This window comes from Rhodococcus sp. 077-4, from assembly GCF_047782425.1.
Classification (GTDB): Bacteria; Actinomycetota; Actinomycetes; order Mycobacteriales; family Mycobacteriaceae; genus Rhodococcoides.
In genome coordinates, this window is sequence record NZ_JAJPWC010000001.1 from 823143 (window position 1) to 838580 (window position 15438).

Consider the following 15438-nt stretch of genomic DNA (forward strand, 5'->3'; position numbering starts at 1 on the left):
TGGGGCAGCGAGCCGAGTTCTACAGAGAGCGAGAGATGAGGTCTTTCATGACTTCGTTGGCACCGGCGTAGATGCGGGCGATGCGGCCGTCGACGAACATGCGAGCGATGGGGTATTCCTCCATGTAGCCGTAGCCACCGAAGAGCTGGAGGCAACGGTCGACCACCTCGAACTGTCGGTCGGTGGTCCAGTACTTGACCATCGCTGCGGTCGTGACGTCGAGGCTCCCCGAGATGTGTTGTGCCATGGCGTCGTCGACGAAGGTGCGGACGACGCGGCCGATGGTGGCGCATTCTGCGAGCTCGAACTTGGTGTTCTGCAGATCGAACAATGTCTTGCCGAACGCGTTGCGTGACTTGGTGTATTCGACGGTCTGGGCGACGGCGGCGTCGATCATCGCGGCGGCAGCGATGCCGCAGATCAGGCGTTCCTGGGGGAGTTGCTGCATCAACTGCGCGAAGCCGCGACCTTCTTCACCGAGCAGATTGGCGGCGGGAACACGAAGGCCGTCGAAGGTGAGTTCTGCTGTGTCCTGGCCTTTCTGGCCGATCTTGTGCAGCACGCGTCCGCGGTGGAAACCTTCGGTGGCGTCGGAGACCTCGGCGACGAGCAATGACAGTCCGCGGGCACCCGCGGACGGATCGGTCTTGGCGGCGATGATGATCAGGTCGCAGTGAGCTCCGTTGGAGATGAACGTCTTTCCGCCGGTCACGACGTAGTCGTCGCCGTCGCGCACTGCTCGGGTGGTGATGCCTTGCAGGTCCGAGCCGGTGCCCGGTTCGGTCATGGCGATAGCACCGATCCACTCGCCCGAGCACAGCTTCGGCAGCCACTGCTGCTTCTTCTCCTCGGAGGCGTAGGCCAGGATGTAGTGCGGAACAATGCCGCTGTGCACGCCCAGCTGCATGGCCGAATCGCCGGATCGAACCTGCTCTTCGAACAGCACCGCCTCGTGGCGGAAGTCGCCGCCACCTCCGCCGTACTGCTCGGGCACCGACATGCCGAGCAACCCGAGGCTTCCGGCGCTGCGGTAGACCTCGCGGCTGGGGCTTCCGGCTGCCGCAAATTCCTCGCGGTGGGGCGCGACCTCTTTCTCGAAGAATCCTTGGGCGAGCCGGCGCACATCGGCCAGTTCGGTCGCGAGGTCGTCACTGGTGCGGTCTGCGAGTGCAGTCATGGTGGGTCCTTGGCTCGAAGCGCATTCGGGATTAATTGGCGCTGTGCCAATAATGATTGCCCGACGGTGCCGCGGATGTCAACAGTGGGTAGCGCTCACCCTGCCGAACTCGACGTTGTGGACGGATTCGCGTCCTGAATCATCCGCAGCTTCGAGTTCGGTAGGTGCTCTCTAGCCGTCGGCGGAGCGCAGCAACGCAACGTCCGAGACGAGGCGGATGTGGTCGGCCATTGCCCGTCCCGCCTCGACCGGATCCTGATTGCGCACGGCTTCGGCGATGCGTCGGTGATGTTCGAGCGAGGCCTGGGGGCGGTTGGACTGCGACAACGACTCGATGCGGGTCTCGCGGATCAAGCCGGCGATTTCACCCATGAGCCTGGCGAGCAACGGTGAGTGCGCCGCCTCGGTGATCGCGTGATGGAACAGTTCGTCACCGGAGTCGCCGCGATCGCCGTCGGTGATCTCGGTGGCCATGACGGCGACGGCGTGGTCGATTGCCGCCATTTCGTCGTCGCTGCGACGCGTTGCTGCCAGTTCGGCGAGCTTGACCTCGAGTGCTTCGCGGGCCTCGATCACCTCGGGCAGGCGGTCGGCGTGTTCACGCAGGGCGCGGATTGCCATGTCTCCCACGGGTCGTCGCACGAGCACGGCACCGTCGCCGTGGCGGACGGCGAGGATTCCCTGCACCTCGAGTGCGACGAGGGCCTGGCTCAGTGATGCCCTGCTGACTCCCAGATGACCGGCCAGTTCGCGTTCGGGCGGAAGGCGATCGCCGGGGTTCATGTCGCGATCGGCGATGTGTTTGCACAGTTGCTCGACGATGACCTCGTACAACCGCGGCCGGGTCACGGGGCGAATTTGCTCAGCCACTGTGTCACTCGCTCTCTGTTCCTCTGGACCTTCACCCTAACCGTCGACGCGAGAGTAACGGCAGACACATGAACCCTTGACAAGTGATCCACTTCACTGGTTGAGTCCCTATTGACTCAGTGGCCAGTCCAATTAGCCACTGGAGATCCCGGGCAGCCGCTCGGGTGACACCGAGACGGACCGGAGACCTCCGATGTCGACCGAGTTGATACCCATCCTTGCGCTCGTCGTCATGTTCCTCGCCGCAACCGTGTTCCCCGTGAACATGGGTGCGTTGGGGTTCGTGGCGGCGTTCTTCGTCGGAACTCTTGCCGTGGGCATGGGTACCGACGACATCATCGCCGGCTTCCCGAGCAGCCTGTTTCTGACGCTCGTCGGCATCACCTATCTGTTCGCCATCGCACAGAACAACGGCACGGTCGACCTCCTCGTTCGGGGAGCGGTTCGCCTCGTCGGGGGCCGGGTCGCACTGATCCCCTGGGTGATGTTCGGAATCACCGGCGTCCTCACCTCGATCGGAGCGCTCGGGCCTGCCGCGGTGGCCATCGTTGCCCCGATCGCCCTCGGTTTCGCCGCCCGCTACAAGATCAACGCCCTGCTCATGGGCATGATGGTCATCCACGGCGCGCAGGCAGGCGGATTCTCACCCATCAGCATCTACGGCGTCACGGTCAACAACATCGCCGAGAAGGCAGGCCTGGTCAACAGCCCGCTCACGCTCTTTCTCGGAAGCTTGTTCTTCAACGCCGCAATCGGCGCGTTGCTGTTCATGTTCCTCGGTGGACGCTCTCTCATCGGCCGTAGCGTGCACGATCAGGACGGCACACGTCCTGACGGTGACACCGGCGGCGTCGGCGGTACGGGTTCGAGAACGGTCATGCGCGGCTTCGGATCGTCGACGCCTCGTCCGTCCGGTCAGACGGTCACCGTCGAGAACGCACCGCCCCTGGCCACCGCGGTCAAGGCCGTCACCTTCGATCAGATTCTCACGCTCATCGGTTTGGCATCGCTCGCCGTCTTCTCGCTCGTCCTCGACCTCGACGTCGGGTTCATCTCGATGACGGTGGCCGTGATCCTCGCACTGGCATCGCCCAAGGCGCAGAAGGGCGCGATCAATCAGATCAGCTGGTCGACGGTTCTGCTCATCGGTGGTGTGCTGACGTTCGTCGGCGTGTTGCAGGAGGCCGGAACGGTGGAGTACGTCGGTGATTCGGTTGCCGACATCGGCATCCCGTTGCTCGTGGCGCTGCTGCTCTGCTACATCGGTGCCATCGTCTCGGCCTTCGCGTCGTCCACCGCGATCCTCGGCGTCACGATCCCGCTGGCCGTTCCGTTCCTGCTCGCAGGCGAAGTAGGGGCCATCGGAGTCATAGTGGCGCTGTCCATCGCCTCGACCATCGTCGACGTCAGCCCGTTCTCGACCAACGGAGCCCTGGTGCTCGCCAACGCACGGGACATCGACCGCGACGTCTTCTACAAGCAGATCCTCAAATACAGCGCCTTGGTCGTGATCATCGGGCCGCTGATCGCCTGGGGATTGCTGGTCGTACCCGGCTGGCTGTAGCAACACGCAACTCGGAATTCGGGTCTACACGATGGCGGCACGTGTGTTCGACGTGCCGCCATCATGCAGCTGAGCTGGGGAAAGGCTCGAAGATCATTCCTTGACTTCTGTTGGGTTCGCTGTTCCAATTGAATTGGCTAGGCCACTGGCCCAGTAATCCACTCGAGCCCTCGATGGGCGTCTCGACCCCACCCCGCTTCGACGTAAAGGATCAATGCGATGCCCCTCAACACGACAGGCAGAACCGGACCGCTCGAAGGCACTGTGGTGGTCGATCTGACCCGCGCCCTGGCCGGCCCGCACGCGGCGATGATGCTCGGAGACCTGGGCGCAGACATCATCAAGGTCGAGACCCCCAAGGGCGGCGACGACACCCGAGTGTGGGGTCCCCCCTTCGTCACGCCACACGACGCCGAACGCGAATCGACGTACTTCCTCTCGGCCAACCGCAACAAGCGATCGATCGCACTCGACCTGAAAACCGATGACGGCCGAGAAGCGTTGGAGCGCATGATCGAACGAGCAGACGTAGTGCTCGAGAACTTCCGAACCGGAGTCCTCGACCGTCTCGGCTTCTCACCCGAACGCATCGCCGAGATCAATCCCAGAGTTGTCGTGTTGTCGATCAGCGGATTCGGCCACGACGGCCCCGAGGGGGGCCGCTCCGGCTACGACCAGATCGCCCAGGGCGAGGCGGGACTGATGTCGTTCACGGGCTCGAGCCCCGAGGACGTCCAGCGCGTCGGGGTTCCCATCGCGGACCTGCTGGCCGGAATGTACGGAGCCTTCGGCGTTCTCGCCGCACTTCGTGAACGCGACCGCACCGGACGCGGCAAGGTCGTTCGTACCTCGCTGCTCGCCAGCGTTGTCGGAGTGCATGCCTTCCAGGGCACCAAGTGGACCGTCGCCGGCGAGATCGGCACAGCACAGGGCAATCATCACCCGTCGATCTGCCCGTACGGCCTGTTTCCGACTTCGGATGGGGCAGTGCAGATCTCGGTAGGAAGTGAGGGCCTGTGGCATCGGTTCTGCGAGGGCTTCGGTATCGATCCCGATCTGGAAGGGATGGCCACCAACCCGCAACGCGTCGGCAGTCGCGACGGCGTCATCGAACTCGTCTCCAAGATCTTCCGTACCTACGAGACCGAGCCGTTGCTGACACTCCTCGACGAGATCGGTGTTCCCGCAGGCAAAGTGCGCAACATCCAGGAGGTCTACGAGTGGGAGCAGACCAAATCTCAGGGTCTGCTGGTGGATGTCGAGCACGCGACACTGGGCACCGTCACTCTGCCCGGGCCACCGCTGCGCTTCTTCGAGGCCGACGGCACCGAGGTCACCGAAACCAATCACCTGGCGCCGCCGGTACTGGGTGCCGACGACGAGCTCGTCCGCGACTGGCTGAAGGAAGCGATCCGATGACCAGAATGACCGCCCTCGAACTCCTGGACCTGGTGATCGATTCCGGCAGCTTCGACTCATGGGACACCCCGACCGCCGACTACATCATCGACGACCAGTACGCGAGCGAACTCGAAGCGGCCCGGGAGAAAACCGATCTCGACGAGTCCGTCCTCACCGGGTCCGCGACCATCCGGGGGCGCAAGGTTGCCATCCTGCTCGGTGAGTTCGCGTTCCTGGCCGGCTCCATCGGCGTTGCAGCGGGCGAACGGCTGGTCACGGCCGTACACCGATCGACCGACGAGCGGCTGCCACTGCTCGCGCTGCCGACGTCCGGTGGCACCCGCATGCAGGAGGGAACCGTCGCGTTTCTGCAGATGGTCAAGATCACCGCGGCGATCACCGCGCACAAGGCCGCGAACCTGCCGTACATCGTCTACCTGCGCCATCCCACCACCGGCGGAGTCTTCGCCTCCTGGGGGTCGCTCGGACACGTCACCGTCGCCGAGCCCGGTGCCCTCGTCGGCTTTCTCGGGCCCCGCGTCTACGAGGCGCTGTACGACGCGACGTTTCCCACGGGCGTCCAGACCTCGGAGAACCTGCAGGCGCACGGGCTCATCGACGCCATCCGCCCGCCCGAGCAACTCGGCGAGATCGTCGATCGTGCGCTGCGCATCATGACCGATATTCCGTCGTATCGCCCCCGCACGGTCGAGGCGCTCGAGTGGAAGATCGAGGACGTGCCTGCGTGGACGTCGATTCTGGCCTCCCGCAGAGCAGATCGTCCCGGTGTCCGCGAGCTGCTGTTCAGCACGGCCGCAGACGTGCTGCCGCTCAACGGAACCGGTCAGGGTGAGTCCGATCCCGGTCTGATCCTGGCCCTCGTTCGGTTCGGCGACATGCCGTGCGTGCTGTTGGGTCAGGACCGCCGCGGGCAGACGACGAAAACACCGCTCGGCCCCGCTGCGCTGCGAGAGGCCCGACGCGGCATGCGTCTGGCGCAGGATCTGAAGCTCCCGCTCGTCACCGTCATCGACACGGCCGGCGCAGCGCTGTCGAAGGAGGCCGAGGAAGGTGGCCTGGCGGGAGAGATCGCCCGGTGCATCGCCGACATGGTCGATCTCCAAACCCCAACGCTGTCATTGCTACTGGGCCAAGGGACCGGTGGCGGGGCACTCGCGCTGGTGCCCGCTGATCGCGTTCTCGCTGCTCAGCACGCGTGGCTCTCGCCGCTGCCGCCCGAGGGGGCGTCGGCCATCGTGCATCGAGACACCGCCCATGCCGCGGAGATGGCCACCAAGCAGGGCGTGCGCTCGCTCGATCTCTTCCGGGCCGGCGTCGTCGACATCATCATTCCCGAGTTGCCCGACGCGGCAGACGAATCGCAGCAGTTCTGCGATCGGGTGGGTGCGGTACTGCACCGTGAGCTGGCAGACCTGATCTCCGAAGACCCGTCGATGCGCATGATCGCCCGCGAGAAGCGTTTCAACAGAATCGGTTTCGCGGCCGCTGCTGTGTAGTTCCTGCCGAACTCGAAGTCATGGACGCTTTTCGGCTGGTTTTCATCCACAACTTCGAGTTCGACGGGGGGTCAGGCGTCCAGCCAGGCCTCGAACGTTGTGCCTGCCAACTCCGCGCCGTCGGCGGGAATCAATTCGCGCCCGTGCAGCAGCGCACCGAAGTACGGGGCCTGCTCATCGGCGATGACGGTTTTGCTGTCACCGCGCGCCTTCAGGCCGCGCTCGATGAACTCGTTGAGCCCGAACGCTTCCGGGCCACCGATCTCGATCATTCCGTTGCGCGGTGTGTCGAGTGCGACGCGAGCGACAACGGCCGATACGTCGTGCGCCGCGATCGGTTGGACAAGGGCCGGGCTCAGTCGGACTTCGTTTCCCGTGGTTGCACCCTGTGCGATGGCGGAGAAGAACTCGAAGAACTGCGTCGCCTGCACGATGGTGTATGGAATCGCCGATGCGCGAATCAGACTCTCCTGAGCCACCTTTGCGCGCATGTAGCCGCTGTCGGGAAGTCGGTCGGTACCGACCACGGACAGTGCGACGTGGTGCTGCACGCCCGCATCCGCTTCAGCCGTGAGGATGTTGGTGGTGGCACGAGTGAAGAAATCCAACACCGCCGCATCCTCGAACGACGGCGAGTTGGATACGTCGACCACCACATCCGCGCCGACGAGGACCTCGGCGAGGCCGTCGCCTGTCACGGTGTCGACCCCGGATTTCGGAGATGCGGCAACTACGTGGTGGCCGTGTTCGGTCAGAATGGTGACGACCGCAGAGCCGATGAGACCCGTTCCGCCGATGACAACGATCTTCATGAGAAGCCTCTCTTCGCCGCAGGGCAGTGACCTACGAAGCGAGCCGGTCGCGCTCGGTGGCTACCGGTCACAGTGAAGACAGGACAGCACCGGCATATGTGACAGCTAGCCGGACAACGCGGCAAGCTTCTCCGGATTCATCACCCACAGCACCTGCTCGATGCCGTTCTCGGAGGCGTCGATCGTCAACATGGTGGTCACCACCGAATCTCTCGTGATCAGAACCACGGCTTTGCCATTGACCTCGGCAAATCTGGTTTCCGCGCCCACCCAGAAGTGCGAGGAGAACGCGGCGACGAATGCTGCGACGCGGGTACGTCCGGCGACCGGAATGCGGGCAGCGGTATCGACCTTGCCTCCGCCGTCGGACAGGCTCACCACGTCCTGCGCCAGAATTCTCTCCAGAGACTCCAGGTCACCCTGCTGCGCTGCGGCGAGAAAGGCGTCGAGCAGACGGCGGTGGTCCTGGGAGTCGACCGGTTCCCGACGCGTGTCGGCGAGATGCTTGCGTGCCCGCGTCACCAATTGGCGCGCATTGGCATCTGTTGTCTCGAGGATGTCGGCAATCTGGCCGTACGGGTAGTCGAACGCCTCACGTAGAACGTACGCGGCACGCTCGCGCGCCGGAATTCTTTCCAGCACAACGAGAACAGCCAACTCGATTGCCGCGTCGTTCTCCGCGCCCAATGCTGGATCGGCACGCGTGTCGATCGGTTCCGGCAACCACGGGCCGACGTAGGACTCGCGCCGAACTCGCGCCGACTGGGTGACGTTGATCGACAAACGCGTGGTGACCGTGGTGAGGAAGGCGATCGAACTGCGTACGGAGGTGCGGTCCGTGGCCTGCCACTTCAGCCAGGCGTCCTGGACCACATCCTCGGCCTCGGCGGCGCTGCCCAGCATGCGATAGGCAACGCCGAACAGTCGCGGGCGGGCCGACTCGAAGGCGTCGGACCCGTCGTCCACCTGTTCGGGGTCGATCATCGACGTGGTCTCACTCTCTCTCTCTCTCTCTCGAGTGGGGACACTATCGTCGTTCCGACGGTCGGTGTGTTCTGAACTGCACATCGAGTTCGCAGTTGTGCAGAGAATCCGGTCCGAATCGGAGCGTAACTGCGAACTCGACGACAGATCCAACATCTAAGGTGGCGGGATGCGCATCGACGAGTATCGAACGTACGACGGACTGGGTTTGGCCGAGCTGGTGGCCGCAGGTGACGTGACGGCACGGGAGCTACTCGATTGCGCATCGGCGCAGGCGAAGTCGGTGAATCCGGCCATCAACGCAATCGTGCGGCCGATGCCGGAGCAGGCGGAGGAACGGCTGGCAGGGACCCTGGAGGGCCCGTTCGCCGGTGTGCCGTTCCTGATCAAGGACCTGTCCCAGGATTACGCCGGACTGCCCACCTCCAGCGGATCGCGTGCGCTCACCGACTTGCCGATGCCCGAGCATGCGACTGTGGTGCAACGCTGGCTCGATGCCGGGGTGGTCATCTTCGGAAAGACGAACACGCCGGAGTTCGGGGCCAAGGGGATCACCGAACCGGCAGCGTTCGGTCCGGCCCGAAACCCGTGGGACCGCACCAGAACTCCGGGCGGATCGTCGGGTGGTTCCGCTGCGGCGGTTGCGGCAGGAATCGTGCCGGTGGCAGGTGCGAACGACGGTGGCGGATCCATCCGAATTCCGGCCTCGTGCTGTGGACTGGTCGGGCTCAAGCCGGGCCGTGGACTGGTGCCGTCGGGTCCGACCTTCGGCGAGCCCATGCACGGGGCAGCGGTCCAGGGGGTCGTATCGAGATCGGTACGCGACACGGCAGCGATGCTCGACGTGCTCGCGGGCGGTGAGCCGACTGCCGGCTACTCCTCCGCACACCCCACCGACAGCTTCCTCTCGCGTGTCGGCATCGAACCGAAACCGTTGCGTATCGGCATGTACGCGGGGACGTCGGTCAATCCGACGCCGGCCGCGGAGGCGGTCGCAGCCATGGAATCGGCGGCGAAGACACTGACGGACCTCGGCCACACCGTCGAACTTCTCGAAGCGGCGCCGTACGACGATGCAGCGCTCAACCGCGAGTTCCTGCTTGCCTGGTTCACGTATCTGGCGTGGGAAATGGACGAGGTCAAGCGCAGAACCGGGTGCGGCGACGACAAATTCGAGCGAGACACCCGCATCATGGCAGCGCTCGGACGGTCGGCCAGCGGCGTCGACTACCTCGAGGCAGTGGAAGGCCGACACGTGCACGTGCGTGCGCTCGCCACCTACTTCGACACATACGATCTGCTGCTGACACCGACGCTCGCGGAACTGCCACCGAAGATCGGCGCTTTCGATCTCGCGAGGCCGCTGGAGGTGGCGTCGGAATTGTTGCTGCGCAGCCGAACTGCCGGCCTCCTCAAGTACACCGGCATCGTGGATCAGATGATCGACGACAACATTTCGTGGATTCCCTACACCCAGCTGGCCAACGTCACCGGGCGTCCGGCGCTCTCGCTTCCGCTGCACTGGACGCCCCAGGGGCTACCGATGGGCGCACACTTCACCGCGCCACTCGGCGGCGAAGCCGTACTCGTGCAACTCGCAGCACAGTTGGAACGAGCCGCGCCGTGGGCGCACCACTACGGGGATCTCGCCTAGCGGGTCGCTCCGAGCAGAGCCTTTCCCACGATGCCCGACGGCCGTTGCCGCACACGGCCGTCGACGATATCGACAACTCCACCGGCCCATTCGGGGTCGGTGTCGGCGGCGGCCTGGGGATCGGCGTGGGCATCGGTGCCCTCGTCGGCGGTGACGGTGATGGAACGCGCCAAGGCCTCGCGAACGCTCATCAACGAAGTATCCGGTTCGGCGAACACCTCCGTTGCCGCGTTGCCGCGTCGAACCACCATGTCGTGAGTGAGGCTCTCCACCAACGAGACCACCGTGCCGGGAGGCATCGCTGTGATCGCGGCGACGGCCCGGCCCACCAATCCGATGGGCAACAGCGGCACGGGAATTTGAGCGCGGCGAAGACCTGCCACGCTGCCGTACGCCTGCAGCAGTTCCGGGTAGCTCATGGTTTCGGTGCCGCCGATGTCGAAGGTCCCGGGGCGCGCGGTGTCGCCGAGTGCGCGAGCGATGATGGCGACCACATCGACGACGGCGATCGGCTGAACCTGCCTGCGCATCCACGTCGGGATGGGCGTCAGCGGGAGTCGCTCCGTCATGCGTCGTACCAACTCGAACGATGTCGATCCCGATCCGAGGATGATCGCCGCGCGCAGCACGGTGGCGTCGACGGAACTGTCGAGGAACGTCTCCTCCACCTGTAGCCGCGAGCGCAGATGATCCGAGAGCGGTGTGCCGTCGTCGGGGATGAGTCCGGAGAGGTAGACGATTCGTTGTACGCCGTTGCGCTCGGCCGCGGCAGCTATGGACTGCGCAGCATGGCGATCCTTCTCGACGAAGTCGCCGTCGTCCATCGAGTGCACGAGGTACACGACGGCGTCCACATCGGCGGTCGCAGTGTCGAACGTCTCGTGATCGTCGAGGTCGAAATGGACCGCGGAGACCTGCGCGCCCCAGGCGAAGCGCGATTTCTTGCTCGGATCGCGCATGGCCGCGTGCACGTCGTGACCCTGCTCGAGGAGGACCGGGATCAACCGTGACCCGATGTAGCCGGTTGCACCGGTGACCAGCACTCGCATGAGATTCTCGTTTCTGTAGACAAGTGCCATACCCTCTCGGAGCAGTCTCACTCCCCGGTGTCCGAGTCAGGTGACAGACTGTGCGGGTGAGCGCGCGCACCAGAAACAACGTGAGGGTCGTCGGAGCTGCCGACGGCCCGGTCGTGATGTTGGCGCACGGGTTCGGATGCGACCAGACGCTGTGGCGTTCGGTGACCGACATCCTGGCTCCGAATTTCTCGGTTGTGCTCTTCGACCACGTCGGGTCAGGTGCATCGGACCCGTCTGCATGGGACGCCGAGAAGTACGCGCCGTTGGACGCCTACGCCCGTGACATCGTCGATATCGTCGTCGAACTGGATCTTCACGACGTCACGTTCGTCGGTCACTCGGTGGCGTCGATGATGGGTGTTCTCGCGGTGCAGGCAGCTCCCGAGCGATTTTCCAAGCTCGTACTGCTGACGCCGTCACCTCGATACATCGACGACGGCGACTACAGCGGCGGGTTCAGCCGCGAGGACATCGACGAGCTGCTCGAATCGTTGGACAGCAACTATCTGGGGTGGTCCGCCGCAATGGCGCCGGTGATCGTGAACGCACCGGATCGGCCGGAGCTGGAGAACATGTGGACCGCGAGTTACTGCCGAACCGATCCGGCGTGCGCACGGGTCTTCGCTCGCACTACGTTCCTGTCCGACAACCGCGCGGATCTCGCGGCAGTGGCTCTCCCCACCTCGATCATCGATTGCCGGCGCGATTCGATTGCACCGCCGCAGGTCGGCAGGTTCGTCCATGATCACATCTCCGGCAGTGTGCTGACGACCCTGGACGTCAGTGGCCATTGCCCGCACGTCACCGCGCCCGAACAGACCGCCGAGGCGATTGCGGACTTCGTGAGATCGTCGTGATTCACGATCTCGATGCCGAGGATCTCTACGAGAACGCACCGTGTGGCTACCTGTCGGTCTATCCCGACATGAACATTGCGCGGCTGAACGCGACGCTGGCGAACTGGCTGGGCTACGAGGTCGACTCACTGATCGGCACCGACTTCACTCAACTGCTCACCGTGGGTGGACGGATCCACTACGAAACTCACTTCGGTCCGATTCTGCGTATGTACGGCCAGCTCGACGGCATCGCCCTCGACTTCGTGACGGCCGATCGCCGACGGTTGCCGGTGTTCGTGACCGCGAACGTCAAGACCGACGAGACGGGCACGCCGGTGTTGATTCGCATCACCGCGCTCGACGCCAGGGATCGTCGCACCTACGAACGCGAGCTGCTCGAGTCACGAACGCGGGCGGAGCTGCTGGCGAAGACGCTGCAGCGGTCGCTGCTGCCGCCGACTCTGTTACCGCCGTCGGGGATGACCGCGGCCGCTCACTATCACGCGGCATCGAGCGACGAGGTGGGCGGCGATTTCTACGACCTGTTCCCGCTCTCGGACGACCGATGGGGGTTCTTCCTCGGCGACGTGTGCGGCAAGGGTGCGTCGGCCGCGGCTGTGACGTCTCTGACGCGGTACACCCTGCGCGCTGCCGCGGTGTACGACCACGACCCTGTCGCGGTTCTGCACAATCTGGATTCGGTTCTGCGACAGGAGTTCCGCGACAACGAAGCGCAATTCTGCACCGCGGTGTTCGGAGTACTCAGCCGCTCGGACCGAGGTTTCGAGGTCTCGATGGCCAGCGGAGGTCATCCACCCCCACTGGTGATGCGGGCCGACGGCAGCGCGCATTACGTGCATATGACCGGTGGTCAACTCGTCGGGATTCTGCGCAACGCCCGCTTCGTTCCGGCCACGGTGACGTTGGGGCCCGGCGACACCCTGATGCTCTACACCGACGGCCTCACCGAGGCGAGAGTCGGCGCAGGTCGCTACGACGACGACGGCGCTCTGCTGGAGTTCGCGACGGCCCATGCACCGGCATCACCTGCCGTCATCGTCGATGGTCTACGGGTGCTGCTGAGCAGCTTCGGTGCCGGTTTGGCCGACGACGCAGCAGTGATGGCGCTGGGAGTGTCGTCAGTCGAGAGCGGCGAGAGCTGACGCCAGGTCGTCGTGCAGCGCGAATTCCTGGTCGAGTCCCATCAGCTTGATCGGACGGCTGGTGGTCGGTCCGTCGGCGACCACCGAGAACGCCAGGCTGTGCCCGTGATCCTTCTGCGCGGTTGCCAGCACCGTCATCGCTGCCGACGCCAGAAACGAGACCTTGCTCAAATCGACGATCAGGGCAGCGGGTGTGGTGGCAACCTGAGCGTCGATGGCGGTCGACAGGGCGGGAGCCGTGGTGACGTCGAGTTCGCCGGCGACCGCGATGACAGCTGCGCGACCGTCGTTGGAGGACTGGATCGAGAATCCGGTGGCGTTCGTATCGGCTGGCATGTTCACTCCTGAATCGTTACCCGCCGGGCTCGTCGACGGGGCATGCGGACCATTCAATCAGTAGGTCCTACTTCGAACGTGACCTGCGTTCCTCTGAGCGCGGGAGCACCGATCGTCGTCGTCCAGGAGGGCACGTCTGCGGGCTCGATTCCCGTTGCCCCGCCGTAGACGACGGCCAAGGTCTGCTGCTCGGTGATCGAGCCGGCGTACGAGGCGGGCACAGGGGAGAGCTGCGGAACCGGAAGTGACGGAATGTCCTGTTCGCCGGGGTTTCTCGACGGCACCTGGTACGAGCCGTCGTTGGGTGAGCCGCCCGGATACTGGGGGAAATACTCGCCCGCCGAGCGGTCGAGGGGGGAGTAGCAGGTGGGTGGGCGTTCCTGCTCGAACAGTCGTGGCTCGTCCTGATTCGGCAGGTACCGACCCTTCGGGTTGACGAACGGCATCGAGACGTTGATGCCGGGGTACTCGTCGCCGATGCCCGTGACGATCCTGCCGCGCCTGGCACCCTCGGCGAATTGGGCGACCGTGCAGCCGATGGCCGGGGAGAACTCGGCGAGGACCTCGAGCGCCTCGCGGGAGTTGGCGGCCAGTCCGATGAGGTCGGCCGAGTTGGCATCGAGGAAATCAGCGGTCGTACCCGAGGCCGATGTCACCGAGGAGTACAGCGCCTCGAGTGCCGGACGCTTCTCGACGACGGTATTGCCGGTGGTCCGCAGGTTGTCCAGTGCGTTGATCAATTCGGGTGCCGCATCGGAGTAGGTCTGCGAGAAGTCGGCGAGACCGCGCAGGTCCTCCTGGATCGCGGGCAGCTCGGTGTTGAGCCCGGCGAAGATGTTCTCTAGCCGGTCGATCGTGAGGCCGAGTTCCTCCCCGCGACCGCTCAGGCCCTGCGCCAAAGCACCGAGAGTGTTCGACAGATCCTGCGGCGGTACCGCCTGGAGCAGCGGCAACAGGCCGTCGAGGACTTGCCCGACCTCGATGGCGTTGCCGCTGCGGTCCTGCTTCAGCACGGTGCCCTCGGTGATCGGCGAGGCGGGCCTGCCGTCGGGCAACACCAACGCGACGTAGCGTTCGCCGAACAGCGTCTTCGGCAGCAGCCGCGCGGTCGCGTTCGACGGGATCATCTCGGCCATGTCCGGTTCGATTGCCAACTCCGAGGTGACGACGCCACCGGACGTCGTCGCCGATCGGACTTCGCCGACGATCATGCCGCGAACCTTGACGTCCGCATTGCGGGGAAGTGCGTTGCCGACGCTGTCGGTTTCGAGCGATACCGTCACGACGTCCTTGAACGTCTTGTTGTACGAGGTGACGCTCCACCCGACGAACACGACGATGAGTACGACGAGAGCGATCCCGAGGAGTCGGTTCTGCACCGGTGAGGGGGAGCCGGTCATGGAAGAACCGAAACGACAACAGCAGCCATGTCGCGAACCTTAGTGGTACACAACGTCACACTTACTACCGAAGATCGGTTTGTGAGATGGACCTAGCACCTCGGCTCGAATGTGATGTAGGCCACGACAGTCTCAGTCGGCGACGAGCGCAGGGGAATGGAACCAGCCGCCCGCACCTTCGCGCTGGCGACCGATGACCCATCGTCCAGCGGCAATTCCGGTGGCTCCGTGTTCGGGGTGGATGAGGTACGCCGTCCGAGAGTTGGTCAGAATACCGAGGGCGAGACCCCGGACGTCGTGGACGGGACTCGCCCACGAGCACATCCCGCCGTCGGAGACCAGGCTGTGGGGGTTGCCACCCGCTGCACTGCGCAGTAGTTCGACTCCGGACAGCGGCACCTTCTCACTGCGAGTCCGTTCGGTGGGGACGACGATGCCGTCGAGCAGTGCGTACGGGACGACGATCAAGTCGCCCTGAGCTTGCAACCCGTCGATGACGGGCACGGATATCTCCTTGTCGAGGTAGTCGAGAACGTCGAGACCGGTGAGGTCGGTCAGTGAGGACAGCGTGATGTTCGAGTTCATGTGGGTCACCTTGTGTGTAGTCGGGGGTGTGTAGTCGGGGGTGTGTAGTCGGGGATG

Annotated in this window: 14 protein-coding genes; 6 read left to right on the forward strand and 8 right to left on the reverse strand. The window is 64.6% G+C overall.

The features are described from left to right. Window positions 1–19 precede the first annotated feature (19 nt). Together ACNEOT_RS04035 and ACNEOT_RS04040 are read right to left on the reverse strand one after the other, a co-directional pair. Window positions 20–1177 (reverse strand): acyl-CoA dehydrogenase family protein, encoded by a 1158-nt coding sequence (locus ACNEOT_RS04035; protein ID WP_415972328.1) that lies wholly within the window; start codon window positions 1175–1177, stop codon window positions 20–22. A 171-nt stretch (window positions 1178–1348) separates the two neighbouring features. Further along, a complete protein-coding gene (locus tag ACNEOT_RS04040; RefSeq protein ID WP_415972330.1) occupies window positions 1349–2047 on the reverse strand; it encodes a FadR/GntR family transcriptional regulator in 699 nt (232 codons plus the stop codon). A gap of 193 nt (window positions 2048–2240) precedes the next feature. Here ACNEOT_RS04040 and ACNEOT_RS04045 point away from each other — a divergent pair, with 193 nt between their 5' ends. From ACNEOT_RS04045 to ACNEOT_RS04055, 3 genes are all read left to right on the forward strand, one after another. Further along, window positions 2241–3611: an SLC13 family permease gene (locus ACNEOT_RS04045; protein ID WP_415972332.1), complete on the forward strand. Its 1371-nt coding sequence runs from the start codon at window positions 2241–2243 to the stop codon at window positions 3609–3611. A 219-nt stretch (window positions 3612–3830) separates the two neighbouring features. Continuing rightward, window positions 3831–5030 (forward strand): CaiB/BaiF CoA transferase family protein, encoded by a 1200-nt coding sequence (locus ACNEOT_RS04050; protein WP_415972333.1) that lies wholly within the window; start codon window positions 3831–3833, stop codon window positions 5028–5030. Further along, window positions 5027–6529: a carboxyl transferase domain-containing protein gene (locus ACNEOT_RS04055; protein ID WP_415972334.1), complete on the forward strand. Its 1503-nt coding sequence runs from the start codon at window positions 5027–5029 to the stop codon at window positions 6527–6529. Before ACNEOT_RS04050 ends, ACNEOT_RS04055 begins: the two co-directional genes overlap by 4 nt. Before the next feature lie 71 nt (window positions 6530–6600). On the opposite strand, the gene ACNEOT_RS04060 is transcribed toward ACNEOT_RS04055, so the two are convergent. Together ACNEOT_RS04060 and ACNEOT_RS04065 are read right to left on the reverse strand one after the other, a co-directional pair. Then, complete coding sequence (locus ACNEOT_RS04060) at window positions 6601–7341, reverse strand: SDR family oxidoreductase (RefSeq protein ID WP_415972336.1); 741 nt, start codon at window positions 7339–7341, stop codon at window positions 6601–6603. Window positions 7342–7446: 105 nt separating this feature from the next. Then, entirely contained in the window at window positions 7447–8325 is an 879-nt protein-coding gene (locus ACNEOT_RS04065; RefSeq protein ID WP_415972338.1) for an RNA polymerase sigma-70 factor, read from the reverse strand. A gap of 169 nt (window positions 8326–8494) precedes the next feature. Here ACNEOT_RS04065 and ACNEOT_RS04070 point away from each other — a divergent pair, with 169 nt between their 5' ends. Next, a complete protein-coding gene (locus ACNEOT_RS04070) occupies window positions 8495–9979 on the forward strand; it encodes an amidase (protein ID WP_415972339.1) in 1485 nt (494 codons plus the stop codon). Here ACNEOT_RS04070 and ACNEOT_RS04075 read toward each other — a convergent pair. Beyond that, complete coding sequence (locus tag ACNEOT_RS04075; protein ID WP_415972341.1) at window positions 9976–11028, reverse strand: NAD(P)H-binding protein; 1053 nt, start codon at window positions 11026–11028, stop codon at window positions 9976–9978. The two genes, ACNEOT_RS04070 and ACNEOT_RS04075, sit on opposite strands and share 4 nt — an antisense overlap. Window positions 11029–11114: 86 nt before the next feature. On the opposite strand from ACNEOT_RS04075, the gene ACNEOT_RS04080 reads away from it, so the two are divergent. Together ACNEOT_RS04080 and ACNEOT_RS04085 are read left to right on the forward strand one after the other, a co-directional pair. After that, window positions 11115–11915 carry an alpha/beta fold hydrolase gene (locus tag ACNEOT_RS04080; protein WP_415972343.1) on the forward strand — a complete coding sequence of 267 codons (801 nt, stop codon included), beginning with the start codon at window positions 11115–11117 and terminating at the stop codon, window positions 11913–11915. Next, on the forward strand, window positions 11915–13060 hold the full coding sequence (locus tag ACNEOT_RS04085) for a SpoIIE family protein phosphatase (protein ID WP_415973643.1): 1146 nt from the start codon (window positions 11915–11917) through the stop codon (window positions 13058–13060). The genes ACNEOT_RS04080 and ACNEOT_RS04085 overlap by 1 nt, the downstream gene beginning before the upstream one ends. Here the strand turns inward: ACNEOT_RS04085 and ACNEOT_RS04090 are convergent. From ACNEOT_RS04090 to ACNEOT_RS04100, 3 genes are all read right to left on the reverse strand, one after another. Then, window positions 13037–13396 (reverse strand): STAS domain-containing protein, encoded by a 360-nt coding sequence (locus ACNEOT_RS04090; RefSeq protein ID WP_415972345.1) that lies wholly within the window; start codon window positions 13394–13396, stop codon window positions 13037–13039. The two genes, ACNEOT_RS04085 and ACNEOT_RS04090, sit on opposite strands and share 24 nt — an antisense overlap. A 53-nt stretch (window positions 13397–13449) precedes the next feature. Beyond that, window positions 13450–14796, reverse strand: a complete 1347-nt coding sequence (locus ACNEOT_RS04095) for an MCE family protein (RefSeq protein WP_415972347.1) — start codon at window positions 14794–14796, stop codon at window positions 13450–13452. A gap of 132 nt (window positions 14797–14928) precedes the next feature. Next, complete coding sequence (locus ACNEOT_RS04100; RefSeq protein ID WP_415972348.1) at window positions 14929–15381, reverse strand: hypothetical protein; 453 nt, start codon at window positions 15379–15381, stop codon at window positions 14929–14931. Between the last annotated feature and the right edge of the window lie 57 nt (window positions 15382–15438).